This is a genomic window from Desemzia sp. FAM 23988, assembly GCF_045528365.1.
In the GTDB taxonomy this organism is placed as follows: Bacteria; Bacillota; Bacilli; order Lactobacillales; family Carnobacteriaceae; genus Desemzia.
In genome coordinates this window covers 142,423-162,281 of sequence record NZ_JBGQQS010000003.1, presented here as the reverse complement: position 1 = coordinate 162,281, position 19,859 = coordinate 142,423, and the positions used below count along the sequence as shown (strand labels likewise).

17 protein-coding genes and 1 other RNA gene are annotated in these 19,859 nt (G+C 35.0%); 1 reads left to right on the top strand and 17 read right to left on the bottom strand.

The window, feature by feature from the left end:
- The first annotated feature begins 52 nt into the window (after positions 1–52).
- Positions 53–420, top strand: a transfer-messenger RNA (tmRNA) gene (gene ssrA, locus ACEN4L_RS03290).
- Positions 421–760: 340 nt separating this feature from the next.
- Here the strand turns inward: ssrA and ACEN4L_RS03285 are convergent.
- From ACEN4L_RS03285 to secG, 17 genes are all read right to left on the bottom strand, one after another.
- Positions 761–1,570, bottom strand: coding sequence for a Cof-type HAD-IIB family hydrolase (locus tag ACEN4L_RS03285; RefSeq protein WP_407095920.1), 810 nt, complete (start codon positions 1,568–1,570; stop codon positions 761–763).
- 42 nt (positions 1,571–1,612) lie between these two features.
- The gene (locus ACEN4L_RS03280) at positions 1,613–2,293 is read right to left on the bottom strand and encodes a histidine phosphatase family protein (RefSeq protein ID WP_407095919.1); all 681 of its coding nucleotides are present in this window, start codon (positions 2,291–2,293) and stop codon (positions 1,613–1,615) included.
- Between the two features lie 268 nt (positions 2,294–2,561).
- Positions 2,562–4,529, bottom strand: coding sequence for a fructose-1,6-bisphosphatase (locus ACEN4L_RS03275; RefSeq protein ID WP_407095918.1), 1,968 nt, complete (start codon positions 4,527–4,529; stop codon positions 2,562–2,564).
- 120 nt (positions 4,530–4,649) lie between these two features.
- Positions 4,650–5,126 carry a glutathione peroxidase gene (locus ACEN4L_RS03270; RefSeq protein WP_407095917.1) on the bottom strand — a complete coding sequence of 159 codons (477 nt, stop codon included), beginning with the start codon at positions 5,124–5,126 and terminating at the stop codon, positions 4,650–4,652.
- A gap of 295 nt (positions 5,127–5,421) precedes the next feature.
- Positions 5,422–6,687 (bottom strand): extracellular solute-binding protein, encoded by a 1,266-nt coding sequence (locus ACEN4L_RS03265; RefSeq protein ID WP_407095916.1) that lies wholly within the window; start codon positions 6,685–6,687, stop codon positions 5,422–5,424.
- A gap of 212 nt (positions 6,688–6,899) precedes the next feature.
- Positions 6,900–7,844, bottom strand: a complete 945-nt coding sequence (locus ACEN4L_RS03260; RefSeq protein ID WP_407095915.1) for an ROK family protein — start codon at positions 7,842–7,844, stop codon at positions 6,900–6,902.
- Between the two features lie 29 nt (positions 7,845–7,873).
- Entirely contained in the window at positions 7,874–8,500 is a 627-nt protein-coding gene (locus ACEN4L_RS03255) for a YesL family protein (protein WP_407095914.1), read from the bottom strand.
- A gap of 86 nt (positions 8,501–8,586) precedes the next feature.
- Positions 8,587–10,230 carry a sugar ABC transporter substrate-binding protein gene (locus tag ACEN4L_RS03250; protein ID WP_407095913.1) on the bottom strand — a complete coding sequence of 548 codons (1,644 nt, stop codon included), beginning with the start codon at positions 10,228–10,230 and terminating at the stop codon, positions 8,587–8,589.
- 34 nt (positions 10,231–10,264) lie between these two features.
- On the bottom strand, positions 10,265–11,191 hold the full coding sequence (locus ACEN4L_RS03245) for a carbohydrate ABC transporter permease (protein WP_407095912.1): 927 nt from the start codon (positions 11,189–11,191) through the stop codon (positions 10,265–10,267).
- A gap of 14 nt (positions 11,192–11,205) precedes the next feature.
- The gene (locus tag ACEN4L_RS03240) at positions 11,206–12,066 is read right to left on the bottom strand and encodes an ABC transporter permease (protein WP_407095945.1); all 861 of its coding nucleotides are present in this window, start codon (positions 12,064–12,066) and stop codon (positions 11,206–11,208) included.
- A 187-nt stretch (positions 12,067–12,253) separates the two neighbouring features.
- A complete protein-coding gene (locus ACEN4L_RS03235; protein ID WP_407095911.1) occupies positions 12,254–13,249 on the bottom strand; it encodes a LacI family DNA-binding transcriptional regulator in 996 nt (331 codons plus the stop codon).
- A 58-nt stretch (positions 13,250–13,307) separates the two neighbouring features.
- Positions 13,308–14,744, bottom strand: coding sequence for a 6-phospho-beta-glucosidase (locus ACEN4L_RS03230; protein ID WP_407095910.1), 1,437 nt, complete (start codon positions 14,742–14,744; stop codon positions 13,308–13,310).
- A 145-nt stretch (positions 14,745–14,889) separates the two neighbouring features.
- The gene (locus ACEN4L_RS03225) at positions 14,890–15,636 is read right to left on the bottom strand and encodes a MurR/RpiR family transcriptional regulator (protein WP_407095909.1); all 747 of its coding nucleotides are present in this window, start codon (positions 15,634–15,636) and stop codon (positions 14,890–14,892) included.
- 77 nt (positions 15,637–15,713) lie between these two features.
- Entirely contained in the window at positions 15,714–16,172 is a 459-nt protein-coding gene (gene smpB, locus ACEN4L_RS03220) for an SsrA-binding protein SmpB (RefSeq protein ID WP_407095908.1), read from the bottom strand.
- 19 nt (positions 16,173–16,191) lie between these two features.
- Positions 16,192–18,570 carry a ribonuclease R gene (rnr, locus tag ACEN4L_RS03215; RefSeq protein WP_407095907.1) on the bottom strand — a complete coding sequence of 793 codons (2,379 nt, stop codon included), beginning with the start codon at positions 18,568–18,570 and terminating at the stop codon, positions 16,192–16,194.
- 3 nt (positions 18,571–18,573) lie between these two features.
- Complete coding sequence (locus ACEN4L_RS03210; RefSeq protein ID WP_407095906.1) at positions 18,574–19,317, bottom strand: alpha/beta hydrolase; 744 nt, start codon at positions 19,315–19,317, stop codon at positions 18,574–18,576.
- Positions 19,318–19,474: 157 nt separating this feature from the next.
- A complete protein-coding gene (gene secG / locus ACEN4L_RS03205) occupies positions 19,475–19,711 on the bottom strand; it encodes a preprotein translocase subunit SecG (RefSeq protein ID WP_407095905.1) in 237 nt (78 codons plus the stop codon).
- Positions 19,712–19,859 lie beyond the last annotated feature (148 nt).

Genomic DNA, 19,859 nt, shown 5'->3' with positions numbered 1-19,859 from the left:
TAGATGACTATTATAGTACTTTAGGTACTAAGTCTGTACTCCCTTTTATTTCGGGGGCGTTACGGATTCGACAGGCATAGGTCGAGCTTGGATCGCGTTTCGTAGGTTACGGCTACGTAAAAACGTTACAGTTAAATATAACTGCTAAAAACAATAATAACTCTTACGCTTTAGCTGCGTAATAACAGCTTAGTGTAGATCCTCTCGGTATCGCCCATGTACTCGAGTAAGGGTCCTATAATCAGTGGGATACACTAAATCTTTCCGTCTGCAAGATTTAGAAGAGATTATCAGACTAGCAAAGTACGATGCCTGTTGTGCGGCTAATACTAAGCGAACTTTTAAGTAGTATAACTATAAACGTAGACGTCTAGGTGTCGTTATGTTTGGACAGGGGTTCGACTCCCCTCGTCTCCATACAATAAAAAAGCAGCAAATACTGATTTGTCAGTATTTACTGCTTTTTTTGTTTTCTAAACAAAAGCTGTTGTGGTCAAGTGGTTCTCCCCTATTCTAAACGCTCCTTTAAAGGGTTATTTATGAACAGAGGACTAAATGTTTCAGCCATTTTGTGTATAAAAGCTGATGGAGTAAATTGCTATGATGATAAGCTTAGTTTGATCATCATCCAGAGACACTGAATGATGATCATTGCAGTTTGAATCACCATAAGGCAAAATAGTGGACTATCCCCCACCATGCAACAAATCCCATTCACAAAAGTGCGAATGGGATTTGCTTATCGAAATAAATACAACTGCTAAATTAAATTGTATTTTTTCAAACCTTCTATAATGCCGCCTTCTACATTGCTAAATGAGGTAACGTAATCAGCTACTTCTTTTACTTCATCCACTCCATTTTGCATGGCGATACCATAATCAGCATAGGCAATCATTTCTCTATCGTTTGGACCATCTCCAAAAGCATACGTTGGAACATTTTCAAGGCCTAGTAATTTTTCTAATTCTTTGATCCCAGTTGCTTTGGAATTGTTTTTAATAATAGTGTCTACGCTATACGGTGTATTGCGGTAAAAAGACAATTGAGGAAATTTAGAACGAAAATCCTCATCGTAACTAGGATCATCATTAATAATCAGCGCCATCAATACTTCTTCCTTCAAATGAAAAGCAGCATCCACTTCAGGTGGTTTCGTATGGATATTTTTATAAGCGGTGATCATTGTTTGAGTATCCTTCGTCGTGCGGATTTTATCATGTGTGTACATAGATAAAGGAAAGTCATACTTATCGGTAGCAGATTTCAATTCATTCATCAATTTTTTCGGAATAGCACTTCGGTATATTTCCTTTCCTTCATAAACAATATATTGGCCATTCAGTGTAATAAAAGAATCTATCGGGCTATTTTCCAATACATGTTCAATCTCAATCGGACTGCGGCCAGTCGCTACAAATGGAATAATATTTTTTCGCTTCATACTTTCTAATGCTTCACTGATTTCTTGATCCAACTCTGATTTAGCATTCAATAACGTTCCATCTAAATCAAAAAATACAAGTCCTTTAGGTGTAGTCAATGCTGTACCTCCATATTTGTTGTTCATCCAGTTGTACTCAACTGAATGTGTATAACTGATTTGCTCAGCTTATTCTTTCAAATCTTTAAAGTGTCTGACTTCATTGTATTTTTCCAAATGGTAAGCACCATTTTGATAAGAAGCAATAGAGACACTTGCGTTTAAAAGAGGTTGCGGATTTTCTAGCTCTGCTACTAAATTATTCAGTAAGTAGCGGATGGTATTTCCATGAGCCACTACCAATACTTTGTCTCCAGTATCACGATGTTTACTGATCAGTTTCATCAACCCTTCTTCAATTCTGGTCCAGAAGGTTAAAAAATCTTCTGCATCGTGATACGGATCAGCTTTTTTAGTCGCATTCATTCGTTCGGGAATGCTTGCCTGTGCAAACATTTCAGGAATGGAAGGATAATTCAGTTCTTGGTTGATCGTTTCCCAAGCGACGTCTACATTTTCACCTTCAAAGAAACCAAAAAAGACTTCTCTGAATTCCGGCATCATTTCAATTTTTAAATTTTCAGCCTGTTTATTTTCTTCTAAAATAATACTTGCTGTTTGAACCGTACGGCTTAAGTCACTTGTGTACACTGCATCAAATTCTACATCCGCTAATCCTCTAGCGCTACGATACACATCTTCCGTACCTTCTTCTGTCAATGGTGTGTTACTCCACCCTTGTATCTTTCGGTAATGATTAAAATACGTTTGTCCATGACGAACAAAATAAAATGTACAACCTTTACTCATTTTCATTTCCTCCAGTGCACTGATTTCAGAATCTTCTATTTTTATTGTAACAGAAAGCCGTTATAAATTAATGAAAAAGAGTTTTTTTATTCGTTAAATAAATACAATACATTAAAAACTCTCTTTGTTTTATTTTTGATTTTACCTCAATTGTCACATAAAGCTGGTTGGCTATTGTTTTGCCAGCTTCACAAACCAAAATAACTGTTTCCTACCAGTTAAGTAAGAAACAGTTATCTTGGTTACTGACTCCATAAATGGACATCATTTATTTTATGTTCTCTGGGATATCCCCGTTACGGTAAGCATCGAGCAACGCTTTCAGATCAGTTACTTGATCTTGCAGTTTTTTACCGATATCCGTTTCTTTCACTTTCTTTCGTTCCAATTCTTTATCTACCACTCGTCGGGTAGAAACAATGTCTATCTCATTCTCGATCGCTTCCTGAGGAGACGTGAAGGGTTGATGAGAAACCAGCATCATTCCAAACGAATTATACAGCAACGTATATCCAGCTAAACCTGTCGTTCCTTGATAAGCTTTTGAAAACCCACCATCAATGACCAACATTCTGCCATCTGCTTTGATCGGATCTTCTCCTCTTTTTTCTTTTACCGGTGTGTGCCCATTAATGATGTGTCCTTTAGATGGATCTAATCCAAACTCCGCTAAAATTTTTTCACACGCCTCAACTTCATTTCGCATGCGATAGTAGGCATTTTTCTTTTCCTCATGGCATTCTTTGTCTTCTACATAATACCGCTCGAAAGTCGTCATTTGATTTTTTCCAAATAAAGAAGAGACCGGTCCTGTCCACAAGTACCAAACTAAGTCTAAGTACTTAGTGTTGTCGGTTCGATTTTGATACAAAAACCCTTTTTTGACAGCATCTTCAAATTTATCCAATAAGGATTTTCCATAAACGTACTTGCCTCTAATTTCCATTCCCATAAAGCTTCCATCTTCATTTAACGGAATACACCCGTGGAATAACAGATTATCATTATACGTTAGATACATGCTTCCCTTATTGATTAAGTAGGATATGTGCTTTTGCAATTTCCCACTATTTTTAAAACCTTCTTTTAGTTTTTCGACAATCCACTTTTCATCATCCGATAATTTGAACGGATTTTCCGGATCGATGGTAGGAAAGTTGTTGCTCAATAACGGGTATTCTTTTCCTTTAATCGTGATAGTACCATTTTCATAATCGATTTTGTTTAACAGCAGACGGTGTTCTAGTTGAAACTCTGGATGTCTTTCAATAATCGCCGCTTCTAATTTAAACTGAATAACAGCAATGGCTTGATGGATTTTTGTATTTTGAATGATCTCTTCTTTTAAGGTATTGTCGTCAGGGTTCACTTTCGGTGCAAAACAGCTATCCGCATCCCCTGTATAGTTACCTTCAGCAAAGTTAGACAAATACCGCAACGATATTCCGTATCTATCTTCTAGAATATCTAAATTATTGTAGCGCGCCGATATCCGAATTACATTTGCTAAGCAGACTTCTGAGCCAGAAGCCGCACCAATCCATAAAATATCGTGATTTCCCCATTGAACATCCACGGAATGATGGTTAATCAATGCCTCAATAATTTTATCTGGATAAGGGCCTCTATCATAAATATCTCCTACCACGTGCAAGTGGTCTACCACCAAACGCTGAATCAAATAAGCCAACGCTGCAATGTACTCTTTTCCCCTATCTAGAGAGATAATGCTGTCGATGATTTCACTGTAATAACCATCTTTATTCGAAAAGGTTCCATCTTTAAAAAGGAGTTCCTCTGTGATATAAGAAAATTCCTCAGGCAAGGATTTGCGCACTTTTGATTGTGTATATTTTGAGCCTACAAATCGACACAGCTCAATCAATCGGGATATAGTGATTCGATACCACTCATGAGTTTCTTCTTCCGTTTCAAACGTCTGCATAATATCTTCTGTTTTTTCTTCTGGGTAATAGACAACTGTCGCTAATGTGTTCATTGCTTTTTGAGTTAATCGATCTGTAAAAATCTCTCCAATTTTTTCTTTGATATTACCTGAACCATTTCTTAGGACATGTTGAAATGCATCGTATTCCCCATGAATGTCACTTACATAGTGTTCTGTCGCTTTAGGTAAGTTCATAATGGCTTCTAGATTGATGATTTCAGAAGTCGTTGACCCTATTGTCGGGTGTTCTTTTGCTAACATGGTTAAATATTTGTTTTTCATTTCCATCTCAACTGCCCCTTTCTTTTTAACCTATACCAATTAGTATAGCATGGTTCCAAATTTTTGTTGCTGAAAAAACAAAAAAACTACGACTGTAGTTTTTTTTGGGCTTTTATTTTGAATACATTATACAGGTGTTGATAAAGCTTCCACAATGGAATCCTCAATCTTTTCAGGAGCTGTTAAAGAGCCGAATCGTTCAATAATTTCTCCATCTCTACCAATTAAAAATTTAGTATAATTCCATTTTATTTTCTTTCCTTTTGTTTCATTTACTAAGTAATGATACAAAGGATGGGCTTTCTCGCCATTCACCATTATTTTGTCAAATAAGGGAAATTTCACTCCATATTGCGTAGTACAAAAGGCAGCAATTTCCTCTCCTTCTAATGGTTCTTGGTTCATGAATTGATTCGAAGGAAAACCAAGTACGCTAAATCCCTGGTCTTGATAGTTTTGATGCAACTCTTGCAGCCCTTCAAGTTGAGGAGCCAGACCACATTCACTAGCCGTATTCACAATCAGTAAGACTTTTCCTTTGTATTCAGAAAGAGACAGTTCTTTTTGATCTATTGTCTTCACATTAAATGGATACACAGACATAATTTTTTTCTCCTTTAGTGCACAAATCAACTCTGCACAAATTTTCTTTTCACTACTCTATCACACATTCGTTAAAAAACACAATATTGTCTCTAGTTGTCTATAAATGAGAGCAGTTTGGCATAGAATGTATTCTGCTTATAATGGTAATCTTGATAAAATTATTAGTTAGAAATAATTTATCTCACATTTTCTAGGGGGCTTAACGAAAGCCCCTCTACTTCATATGAGGTTTTAAAATAAAAAAACTCTCGCATTCATCCCTTAAAAGGATAAACGCGAGAGTTGTCATTGTTTATTCGTATTTTTGTTCAATCAATTGTTGAATCACTTCCACCGTATCATTAGCTGAATCTTCAGCTGATTTACTACCAGATACTGTATCAAAAATCATATTCTTCGCATTGTCCCATACTTCTGCTGTTTGTGGAATATTTGGCATCGGATTAGCATTTTCATATTGCTCAACCACCGCTGCTTCTACTTCCGTTCCTTCTTCAAGTAAGACTTTTCTTGTTTCTACATTAGCTGGTATTTGTTGAACCATTTCATAAAAAGTGAGTTGGTTTTCATGTGTTGTAATGTATTCCAACCAAGCTTGCGCTAATTCTATATCTTCAGAGTAATTGCTGATGACCCAACCTCTACCGCCAGCAAATGGTTGATAAGGATCTTCATTTGGCAATGTAGGAATGGTCGTCACTCCAAAGTTCACTCCGCCTGCTTCATAATTAGCAGCTCCCCAAGGCCCATTAATGACCGCAGCCGTATTTCCTTCAATAAATGAAGAATCTATAAAGTCTCCGACTGTTCCTTCGTCTTGCATCCCTTGTGGCCATTGTGCATACCATTCAGTAAGATAATTTAGTGCTTCTATTGAACCTTCATTGTTCAAACCAATATCTGACGGATCAGTACCTTCATCGCCAAATATATACCCACCGTAACCTGCAAATAAGCCATATGAATAATAGAAATCAAGCCAGTTAGCTAAGAATCCGGTATTCTTTCCCTCTTCTATTTCAAAGTTGTATTCTTCATTTTGCATTAGTGCTTCTAAATCTTCAAATGTAGCAGGTTCTGTTTCTACCAAGTCTTTATTGTAATAAAGAACTAAAGTTTCCAATAAGTACGGCATGCCATAAATCTGGTCGTCTACGGTGACTTGTTGAATATCCGTTTCATTAAAACGCCCATCATCTGGCACAGTTACAGTAGCCAAGTGACCTTGTTGAGCCAATTGTCCGATTCGATCATAAGGAATCATCATCACATCTGGTCCAATTCCAGCCGGACCATCTAAAGGCAATGCTTCTGCTTGCTCTAATTGTTCACGAAAAACAAACTCCACCGTTACGCCATGTTCTTCTTCAAAATCACCTTTTATGGACTCAAAATAATCTGAATAGATTTCTTCTATCGATACTGTCAGAACATTTTCTCCTGAATCTCCCGTATTTCCTTGATCAGATTCCCCAGAATCATTATTTCCACAACCAGCTGCCCCTAAAGCTCCGGCTAAAATTAATCCAGCTAAAACTTTCTTCCCTTTTATCTCCATAACCCAATCAGTCCTTTCTTTTAGCTTCTTATATTAAACAATACCCAAATTAATACCGCTTTCAAAGTAAAACGATTTAACTTTTTATTTAATCTTTTTAAGTAGACTGTCACGGCTCTAATAAGTGCAGTAATCTTTTGACTGCAAAATAACCCTTACTATAATTTTTCATATTATAGTAAGGGTTATTTGTAGCATCTATATATCATTAATTATTTAACTACCAGCATACTATTTAGTTTTTGTTGAACTTGGTATACTGCACCAATTAAACCTGCATCATTTTTTAATTTCGTAGGTAATACTTGTGCAATTGTTTTCTCTTTTAGAAATCTCATACTTTGATGGCGGTCTACTAATTCACTAATTTCCTTTTTTAGATTTTCTATAAATTCAATATTAGCACTAATTCCTCCACCAATTAGAACTAATTCTGGATCATAAGCAGCAATCAAATTTACTACTCCAATTGAGATATCTTGATAAAATCGTTTCATTACAGTTTGAGCCTCAATCTCACCATTTTTTGCTCTTTCCATAATTTCAGTTGCATTTGTAACTGGTTCTCTAGGAAAGGTTTTTTTTGCTAGTTCTATTGAATATTGATGATAAAGGCCTCCTACTACTGCAGCATTTCGATTCAACGAAGAGTCTTCAACATCCTCATCTGCATTTATATCATGAATCATCATGTAGCCAAATTCTCCAGCCATTCCATGTTTACCACGATAAATATCCCCATTGATTACAATTCCTCCACCAACTCCTGTACCTAGTACTATACAAAGATAATTATCTACTCCTATTGCATTTCCAATCCATTTTTCTGCTATTGCAGCTGCATTAGCATCATTTTCTACAAATGTATAAATTCCAGTCAGATTCTCTATTTCTTCTTTTAAATTTGTACCATATAACTCTTTAATTGCGCCTCCAGTAACCATGAAACCATTATCTTGTATAATACCCGGAGCACTAACTCCGATTCCTTTTATTTCAAATCTAATTTGATATTCTTTTATGATTTGGGTAATATCTTCTAGCAATGCGCATCGGTTATGCTGAGTGGGAAACAACGATTTCTCTAAAATTTCTCCTTTACTATTTACCAACCCATACTTAACATTTGTACCACCAATATCAAATCCTATAAACATATCTCAAACTCACCTTCTTTAACTATTAATTATACTTCTTCATCTATTATGATATATTTCTCGAAAATAAACCGAAAGATATGAGCACTTATATATACCGTTAATGAATATCCTACAGTCAACCATAAAAAGAATAATTTTTCAAAATAAATTGGTACAATAACTAATAAAAATAATGCTATCAAAAACAGTAGTATCGATTGTGGTGCATGTTTGATTGCTAAGAAGAAAGAATTTTTAAACGTATTCATTATCCGATTATCAAAAATTGATAGTACCGGAAATACATAAATTGTAGTTAAAATACCTAAAGAAATAAGTAGCATAAAGAAATAGAAAAAAATTATATTTTGAGAGAATAATGTTCTTAAAAAAGAATAACTAAAAATAAACAATGCTAACAACCCTAAATATATAAGCCAAATTTTGGTTCCAGACTGAAATTCTTTCTTAAATATTATAAAGAATGTCTGAGACACGTTCTTCTCTTCATCTTTAATCATTTTAAATGTTGTACCATATAATGCAGTTATTGCAGCACCCATTGTAATAATGGGCACGCATAATACTAGAAAGATAATATTTAAAATAACAAGCTGATATATTTTAGTCATTCCATAGTATATTTTTCCCTCTGTACTAAATAAATTTTTCATCCAATCTACTCTCTCTCTGTATTAAAACTGAAAGTATAAAGGCAGCTGTTAACTGCCCTCATAATATTCCACTTCTTATCTACTATTTATTCTATTCCTAACTTTTCTTTGTTTTCTTGAATTTTCTCATTTCTAGCTTCATTAATTGCATCAATATTATTTTCTTCTTGGAAAGTAATATAATCATTCAATAATTGATCAACTTCATCATCACTTTCTGCTCTAAGCATACCTACAAGCGTAGTACTCCAATTTGTTTGGATAGCACTCAACGAACGAGCTTCTTGTGTTCCACTATCTGGATTAATGTTTTCAGTAATAAATTGTGTTTGTAATTTTCCTTGTCCCCATTCTTGCATTTGTTTAACAGCATCTACATATGATTCATCACTTAAAGCCTTGTATCTATCATGACCAAATTGGATGAATTCACCAATACGATATTCTGTTTGCCATTTTTCTGGTTCATTTAATTGTACGTTACGTGTTTCTTCTGTAAATTTAACTTTACCATCTTCAACAGTTTCATACGTTTCACCTTCGATACCGAAGTTTGTTAACATTTGTCCATAATCGCTAAGCAAATAAGTAAATAATTGAATTGCTTTTGCAGGGTCCTCTGCTTGTTTTGTAATATAGTTTATCATCCATCCAGAAATTCCAGCTTGCGATAATGTTGGTTCATTACCTTTCATGCTTTTTATTGAATCTACTGCTATATATTGAGCATCAGGATTGCTTGAAGCAAAAGTTTGTAATGGTATTCCTTGGTTTACAAAGCTACCAATCATAACAGTAGCGTATTGACCTGTTTGAATTCTTTCTTTAAATGAGTCCCCATCATCAGTAAATGAGTCATCACTAATATTACCATCCTCACGCACTTGCCTAAAAGCTTTAACCCATTCAATATAATCTTCATCTAAATTTCTGTCATAGAAGTTACCGTCTGCATCAGTATATGGAACACCTAGCATATCCTGCACAATACCATCCATAGAACCATTTGAAGTTCCATCTTGTGCAAAATCATTAAAGCCAAATGGAATTAAATCTGGAAATTTTTCTTTAATGCTGTTCATAGCTTTCTTAAAGTTTTCAGGAGTTGTCATATCAGGCTCTCCAATTGCTTTATAAACATCTTCTCTAATAATAAAGGCATCTCTCGCATAAATGTTTCCGCTCTCAAAATCTTCTGCGGTGTTGGAATAATCTGGATATCCATATGTCTTTTCATCTTCCAATTGATACCAGTTCATTGTATCTTCACGAGCTACTTCATAGAAGTATGGATCATAAGTATCTGCTAAATCTTGTAAAGGAAGTGCCCAATCATCTGCTTTACGGGCAATATCAGAATTTGAATCAAAAATGGTAATAATGTCAGGCAATTCCCCACTTGCAAAATAGGTGTTTAAGTTTGTATCATCTCCTGTGATAAATTCGATGTCTAAATTCAAATCCTCTTTTACTTTTTTAGTGATTACGTCTTCCCCATATTCTTTGTTCCACCAGTCTGCATTAATATACCAAGTAAGCTTATTATCTTCTTTTGTATCTAATTCCCAAGCTGGAGTTTCAGAGTCAGGCGTATATCGATCCTCTATAGAAGGCAATTCCTCTAAATTCTCTGTTCCTTGTGCTTCTTCATTATTACCACATGCAGCTAATACAAAAACTGAAAGTAAGGCTGCTCTTGAAAAGATTTTTTTTATTTTTTTGTTTTCCATATTCTTTTCCCCCATTAGTTTAAATTATCCACTATTATTCTTTAACTGCCCCTAACATCATGCCTGAAATAAAGTGTTTTTGAATTATCGGGTAAACCATAATAATTGGCAAAGCTGTTACCACGATAGTTGCTAATTGTACCCCTTTTGATGTAGTACTAATTGCTATGGCAGCATTCAACCCTTGACTCGAAGCTGCTTGAGATTGTGTAATGATTTCATACAATTTCATTTGTAACGGATAAAGAGTTTCATCAGTTACATATAATTTTGTCGTCATAAAATCATTCCATTGAGCAACACCATGAAATAAAGCAATAGTAGCCAATGCAGGCTTAGTTAATGGTACGAAAATATCTTTAAAAATCTTCCAATCACTTGCTCCATCGATTTTTGCTGACTCTTCTAAAGATATTGGAATATCTCTAAAAAAGTTCATCAATATAATTACGTCATAATAACTAAACAATGCAGGTATAATATAAACCCAAAATGAGTTTAACAATCCCAAAGATTTAATCAAAAGATACATTGGGATCATTCCACCTGAAAAGAACATTGTGATGATTCCCATAGTTGCATATAACCCACGGCCTTTTAAATTTTGTTTGCTCATTGAATATGCAAAAACTGCACAAAATGCCGTATGTCCAAGTACACCGATGAGTGTTTTAGCAATAGATATAAATAATGCTCTCCAAATTGTCGAATCACTAAACACATGGATATAATTATCTAACGACAGTTCAGATGGCCATAGTATAAAATCTCCTTCTGCAAGCGCTTGACCAGATGCAAAGGAAGAAATGACTACATTCCAAACAGGAACAACAATAATGATTGTAAAAACCAAAAGCAATACAATATTAATAATGTTAAATGTTTTACTGTCTTTATCTTTAACAACGTTACTTCTTTTTTTACTTAGAGAAGTAGTTTTTTTTGCCTGTGTAAATTCCACTTTTTTTACCTCCTTTACAATACAGATTTATTATCATTCAATTTCTTAGTTACAATATTTGTTATAATTAAGAGTATGACGGAAATAACAGCTACTCCTAAACCAACTGCTGTTGCATATGAAAAGTCCCCTTGGCTTAATCCAACTCGATAGACATACGAATTTATGACTTCTGCTTTTGGTTGATTTTGTGCATTCATTAATACAAGTGTTTGGTCAAGATTAGAGTTAAATAATCCACTTATAGTTAAAATAAAGTTTAGGGCAATGATTGGCCGAATCATAGGAATTGTAATATGCCATATTTGTCTTAATCGACTGGCTCCATCTATTTTTGCAGCTTCATAATAAGTAGGATCAATTTTAGCCATGGTTGCTAAGTATAAAATCGTCCCCCATCCAGCTTCTTTCCATACATCTGACAAAGCAGAAATTAACCAATACTTGTCTGCATCCAACATGTGAGTTTGCTGGGTTTCAATCCCAATGAGTCCTAATAGTTGATTAAACATTCCATTTGAAGACATCCAACCAATAACCATACCGCCTAATATAATCCATGAGAGGAAGTGAGGCATGTAAGAAATTGTTTGAACTACTTTTTTAAAGATGCCATCTCTTAATTCGTAAATCATAACAGCTAAAATGATAGGCAAAATAAAACCAAATGCTAATTTTAATGAACTGATACCTAATGTATTCACTACTGCTTGCCAAAAATATTGATCATTTAGAATGAGTTCAAAATTCTCCCAACCAACCCACTCAGCTGTATCCAAACTGTCAATAACAGTATAATTTTGGAACGCCATAGTTAATCCAACAATTGGAATAAAATTAAATATCAACATATAAACAATTCCAGGTATAGCCATACTTTGGAGTTGCCATTGCTTACCGAATGTTTTCCAGAAATTTACGAACCGCCATTTTAACGATACTTTTGGTACATTTCTCCTAATTTCCAATCTAAAACCTCCCGATAAAACGTTTTCATTTACGGTTAATTAAAAGCGATTACACATAACAATACTCAGATATAAAATGTTCTAAAGATGTTTTTCAAAGAATAGATGTCGAATTTCTTATAATTAATTCACCCGAAAGTTCAATAATTTCACCTTTTTTTTCGCCATTAATGAGTTCCAACAAATGTTCTACAGCCCTTTCTCCTTGCTGGCTAATTGGATTACATACTGTAGTTAATTTGGGTACAAAGTACTCTAATAACTCAATGTTATCAAATCCAACTATACTAAAGTCCTCCGGTATACTATATCCTAAGGAGTTTAATGATTTAATTGCACCAATAGCACTTAAATCATTCCCTGCAATAAAAGTAGTGGGTACATCGTTAACATTATTTTTTAAAAATAATGTCATTGAATTATATGATGCATTCTCCTCGAATAATCCAGCTAAAACATATTTTTTATCATACATAATGCTATAATCATTCAACGCACTTTTATATCCGTTAAACCGTTCGTCACTATCATAAACTCCTTCATATCCTGTTATAAAGCCAATCTTTGCATGACCCGATTGTATTAGGAATTCAGTTGCTTCATAACCTTTTTGATAGGAATCAAAAACTACACTTCCGATTGTTTCATCGGCTGTATTACGATCTATAAATACAGCTTTAATTTTTTCACGCTTCATTGCTTTTAAATCTTCTTTAGTAATAATATCTTGAAAACCAATTATCCCATCTACTATATTTCCCATTATACTATTCAGGACGACTTGTTTATTATTAGAAATAAAAACATTTATACCATAACCTTCTTTTTCTGCTGAACGCGCGATTGATTCCACTAATGTATTAAAGTAAGGACCAGTTATACTGTCAGTATAAAACCCAATCATTTTTGTTTTTCCAGTTTTCAGCTGTTTCCCCATTAAATTTGGAACATAATTATGTCGTCTTGATATTTCTAATATTCGATCTCTTGTATCAGCTTTTACTACATCAACTCCATTCAATGCTTTTGATACAGTTGATATTGATACCCCTGCTTCTTTAGCAAGGTCTTTTATAGTAATTTTATTCATATTTTTCCTCAAATAAAAACGTTTTTATTTTCACTTCAATGTTTAATTAATAACGACTCTACATGTTTTCTCCATTTGTTTCTATTACTTTTTTATACCAATAAAAAGAATTCTTTTTACTTCTTTTTAAAGTCCCATTCCCTTTATTATCTTTATCTACATAAATAACGCCATACCTTTTTTCCATTTCTCCTGATCCAAAACTAACAATGTCTATAATCCCCCATGGAGTGTATCCAATCAGTTCTACCCCATCTTCATTGACTGCTAATTTCATTTGTTCAATATGCTGACGTAAATAATTAACTCTATATTCATCACGTATGGACCCATCTTCTTCGACTGAGTCGTATGCTCCCAGCCCGTTTTCAACAATAAACATTGGTAGACTATATCTTTCATAAATTAGATTCAAAGTATAGCGCAATCCTATTGGATCAATTTCCCAACCCCAGTCATTTTTTTCAACATAAGGATTTGAAACCATTTTAGCATTTTTGAAGTCGTTTATTTGATTTCCGTCAACATCATCTTTCGTTGTGACTGTATTAGACATGTAATAACTAAAACCAATAAAATCTACAGTTCCTTCTTTCAATGCTGCGATTTCTTCTTCTGAATAATGAATGTGATAATTGTTTCGTGCCCAGTATTTTAGTGTATAATTAGGTATTTTCCCTCTTGCATGAATATCACTATAAAAGAATCTTCTGTTCATAACTTTTAAGGAGGCCATCATATCTGATGGATTACTTGTAAAAGGATATACAGGTACATAAGCCATCATACAACCAATTTGAAATTCAGGATTGATTTGATGTCCTCTTTTAACTACCTTAGCACTAGCAATTAATTCATTTAAACCCGCTTGAAAAATTATTTCTTCTTTATTTTCTCCTTCTTCAAAACGTATTGCAGAATTGGTCCACACATGTACATCATGTTGACCGTCAGCTTGATTGTTAATTTCATTAAATGTCATCCAATACTTTACTTTTTCCTTGTATCGATTCATTACTATTTCAGCAAAATGAACAAAGAAAGTTATTAACTCTTTATTCTGAAATCCTCCATATTCTTTATACAAATTAAAAGGTATCTCAAAATGAGATAACGTAACAATTGGTTCTATTCCATTTGAAAGCAATTCATCAAATAGATTATCATAAAATAACAAACCATCTTCATTGGGCTCTTTCTCATCTCCATTTGGAAATATTCTGGACCATGCTATAGAAGTTCGGAAACATTTTAATCCTAATTCCTTAAATAATTTTATATCTTCTTTATATTTTTTATAAAAGTCTATAGCTTTATGATTAGGATAATATTTATTTGGTAATAAACCATCAGTAATTTCCCTTGCTACTCCATTCGCTCCAGCAGTCATTACATCAGCAATGCTTAATCCTTTTCCTCCTTCATCCCAACCTCCTTCTATTTGATGTGCAGCTGCTGCGCCGCCCCATAAAAAACTTTCCGGTAATACGCCCATAATTCTTTCTCCTATCTATTTAAGTACTGACGTCAGTATATTATAAAAACGCTTTCTTTAAAATGGCATTTAGCTCTTATGATGTTTTTTTCTCGAATATGGAGAAAAAAACCAGATTGGTACAATATGTACCAACCTGGTTTTTTTATTCTGATAGGTTCAATCTTATAATTTCTTCAGATAAATATTCAATAATATACATACATGGTATTTGGCTCGTTAAGTCTTCATATTTATTTACTCTCTTTACATTAGCATGATACCCTAAGGTATAATGAGACATATTCGCTAATGTACTCTGCTCATCACTAGTAATGCAGACTGTTGTAAAATCATCATTATTTTTAAAACCATTTACCAACTCTACAATTTCTGCTGTTTCTCCAGTAATTGATAAAGAAACTAACATGTTTTGAGAAGTATTACGAAGCTTAGAAAAAATTGGATACGTTGGATCTGTCAAGACAACACTATTTAATCCAGCAATAGCTAATCTTCTTGCAGCATACTCGCAAATAAATCCAGAAGAACCGATACCAAAGAAAACTATATTTTCTGCCTCGATCATTCTTTGAGCAACAAGTTGGATTTTCTTCTCAATATTGCTTGCAAATTTTTCTTGTGCAAGTATATTAAGACCATCTGCAAAGCTGGTTTCATTTTCTTCATCTTTTAAAAAATCTGTTTTAAAAGACGTTTTAAATTCTGTAAAGCTTTCATAACCTAATTTGCGTATAAAACGCATCACAGATGAAGAAGAAGTATGCGACTCTCTAGCTATATCTCTAACATGCACATATGAAATTTTATCAATGTTACTAGAAATATAGTGGTAAATATATTTTTGAACTTCAGTTAAATCAGTAAAATCTATTTTTCCAAAAAAGGACAACTTTATACCTCCATTTTAGATAATCAGAATGTACCTATACCTTTATAACTATTATTCAAAGAAGTAGAAATCAGTTTTTAACGAGCTTTCATAGCTCTGTCTATTTCTCGTTTTTGATCTTTTCGCTTCAGGTCTTCACGTTTATCGTATTTTTTCTTCCCTTTAGCGAGACCGATCAATACTTTGGCATACCCATCCTTGATGTACACTTTTAACGGAATCAATGTATAACCACTAGATTTGGTTTCACCAATCAAACGAGCGATTTGTTTTTTGTGCATCAACAATTTGCGCGTACGAACCGGATCATGATTGAATACATTTCCTTGTTCGTATGGACTAATGTGCACATTTTGAAGATAAATCTCGCCATTTCGAATAGTAGCATACCCATCTTTTAAGTTGATGCGGGCGGCTCGTATCGATTTAATCTCTGTCCCTTTCAGAACAATTCCAGCCTCAATGGTATCTACAATGGCATAATCATGTCTTGCTTTTCTATTTTGGGCAAGAACTTTTCCGCTGCCTTTTGGCATAATCCTTTGCCTCCTTCACTCATTTTTTACCTTTTTTCTTTCCTTTCTTTTTCGCAACATCTTTATAGAAAGGTTGATTCTTTTTCGTTTTGTCTCTTGAAGATTTTTTCCCTTTTTCAGTCGCTATTTTTTTGCCTCTTCTATGCTGTTCTTTAGAAGGGCGTTTCGTATCACGCTTTTTGTGTTTTCCTTTTTGAGTTTGACTCGGATCTGCTTTTACTTCCAGTTCAGGATCTGAGATCAATTCAAAATCGATTTCGCGTAATTCAGGATCTGCTTTGGTCACTTTGATTTTAACTTTTTGACCAATACGGTAAACAACCCCTGTACGCTCTCCGATCAGCATCAATTGTTCTGGGATAAAGTTAAAATAGTCATCACGCATAGTTGAAATGTGGACCAAGCCCTCGATCGTATTAGGAAGTTCTACAAACAGACCAAATTTAACCACTGATCCAATGACACCTTCGTAAATTTCTCCAACTTTATCTGCCATAAATTCCGCTTTTTTCATCGAGTCGGTTTCACGTTCAGCATCTACAGCTCGTCGTTCCATTTTCGAACTTTGCTCAGCGATTTCCGTCAGCATACCTTCCCATTTTTTCTTTTCAGCTGTTCCGGTACCATTTTCTTCATAGGCACGAATCAGACGGTGTAAAATCAAATCAGGGTAACGTCGAATAGGCGATGTAAAGTGAGAATAATATTCAGCCGCTAAACCATAATGTCCTAAAGGCTCCACATCATACTTAGCTTGTTTCATACTCCGTAACATCATAGTCGAAATAACGGCTTCTTCAGGCTTGTCTTTTACTTCTTTTAGCACGTTTTGCAACGCTATTGGTGTGACGTTTGAACTTGAACCCCTCATACTGATTCCGAATGCTGTTACAAACTCCATGAATTTTTGCATGCGATCGCTGTCTGGTTGTTCATGTACACGATAAATTAGCGGAAGATCCATTTTAGAATAATGTGCAGAAACGGTCTCATTTGCAGCCAGCATGAATGATTCGATCAATCGCTCGCCCACACCGCGTTCACGAACCACAACATCTAATGGATGCCCCGATTCATCGACTACAATTTGTGCTTCGGAAGAATCAAAATCAATAGCTCCTCTATGCACACGTCGATTTTCAAGAATGTGATGTAATTCGTCCATCAATTCAAACATATCCAATAAATCAGCATTTTTTTCGCGTACTTCAGGATCTTTATCCATCAAAATAGCGTTCACGTCTGAATACGTCATTCGGCGGTAAGAACGGATCACACTTTGGAAAATCTCGTGACTGACGATTTCCCCATGAGAATCAATTTCCATTTCACAGCTCATAGTCAATCTATCCACATTTGGATGCAATGAACAGATTCCATTTGATAAACGTTGCGGCAACATAGGGATAACACGATCCGTTAAGTAAACACTTGTTGCACGTTCAAAAGCATCCCCATCTAATGGTGAATCTTCTGTTACATAGTAGGAAACATCCGCAATATGGACTCCTAAATGATAATTTCCATTTTCTAAGCGACGTACCGTTACAGCGTCATCCAAGTCCTTGGCATCAGCGCCGTCAATGGTGATGACGACTTCATTCCGTAAATCTTTCCTGCCTTCAATGTCTTTATCAGAGATCTTATCCGGTACTGCATCCGCTTGTTTCAGTGCAGCTGGAGAAAACTCTGTTGGAATCCCGTTGTCGTAAACAATCGATAAAATATCCACACCAGGATCATTTTTATGCCCAATGACTTTTTTAACTAGTCCCTGCATGCTTTGAGTGTATTCATGATCCGGATAGTGGGTAATTTCTACAATGACGACTGACCCATCTACTGGTTTTACCCCTTCCGCTTTGATAAATACTCGATAACTGTTGAGCTTTTTATCTCTAGGATCAACGTAACCATATAATCCAGTTTCTTCAATACCTTCATCACTATAAGCCCAGAATTCGCCTACTAACTGAGTCAAGTTGCGCTCTAAAATAGCCGTGATTTTCCCTTCAGGCCCTTTGTCATTCCAAGGTTCTGCAGGATTAACGATATCGACACTGACTTTATCTCCATCTAAGGCAAAATTGGTTCGATTAGGCGGAATATAGATATCCACTTCTTCATCTTCGATCGATACAAACCCAAATCCTCTATCACTCGCTCTAAAAACTCCTGACAATACCGGATCTTGTTTAGGTAATTTCAATTTCCCGCTGCGAGTAAGAAAAAGCTGCCCTTCTCGTTCCATTTCAGCCACTGTAGTGACCAGTTCTTTAAAATCTTTCGCACTGCCTTTATTTAAACCTTCACTTAAATCTTTGATTTCAAACGACACCGCTTTGTGCTCATTCATATAAACTAAAATTGCTTGTTTTAAGACTTCTTTACTTGTCATTGATTATCCCCCGTTCCACTGCAATGCAGTTAGGAAGTTAAGTACGTCTTGTTCTAATTCCTTACGTTCTGGCCCTACTGTTACTGCATGCGGACTATTTTCGTACCAGTAAAAATCAACATCAGCATTAGTAAATGCATCTCTCAATTCATACGCAATGTTGCTATCGATCAATTCGTCTTTTCCCGCTTGACCGATAAAGATATTTTTCTCCACATTTCCGTAATGAGAAGCCATTTCATCTACCATATCACGAATACCCGCCAATTGTTTGTCCAGCTTATCTTCTAATTCAGGAAGTCGTTCTTGGATGGCTTCTGTTGATTTCCCTTTTTTTTGCTTTAAAATCTTCATTAAGTTCAAAAACTCTTTTCTAACGTTCGAGGTTTCATTATGGATAGCAGGTGAACTAAATGTACCACTAGCCAGTAAATCTTCCTCCAGCATCAATTTAGTGGCTATAATGCCGCCTAACGACAAACCGAATGCCACAACTTCTTGATGTCCTTCATCTCTTAAAAATTGCAAGGCTTTTTTAGCATCCTTTACCCACTCTTGGGGTGAATGATCTAATACCGTTTCTAGATCATCCGTCCCATGACCACTGAATGTGGGACTGTAAACCGTATAATGTTCTTTCTCTAAAGCGCGCCCTAACATACGAACGTCATTTGGCGTACTGCTGTATGCATGAAACAACAGTACAGCCTTTTCTCCACCTTTAAAATAAAACGATCTATCTCTCATGTAATGTCTCCTGCTTTCTTTCTGATACTTTTATTTTACTTGAAATTGCACCATATTCCTATCAATACACTAAAAAGGTTTGCTGCGATTGATTGGTGATGTTGATAGTACGAATATAAAAAAAGCTGCCTTAACATATAGGCAGCTTTTTAAGTATTTAATTTGCGGATAAGTATGCTAAAGCAAGAGCTAACACGATAAACAACGTTCCTAGAACTATTGTGATCCGTTTTAACACAGCTTCAAATCCACGTGATTTTTGTTTTCCAAATAATTGTTCTGCTCCTCCACTTAAGGCACTGGAAGCACTGTTTGTTTTGCTTGGCTGCATGGCAACAATAATAATCAGTAACACAGATACGATTAATTCAGCAATTAAAAGTGTATTGTACAACTTCATTGCCCTCCCGTCTAGCTTTTCTTCTATCATTCACTTTAACATAACTCGTTCAAAATTACTAGCAGAGTTTCGAGTTTTTTATAGCTGTACGGTCACACTTCTGTCATCAGCTTAATTGCCTTTATCACTAAAATAACTTCCG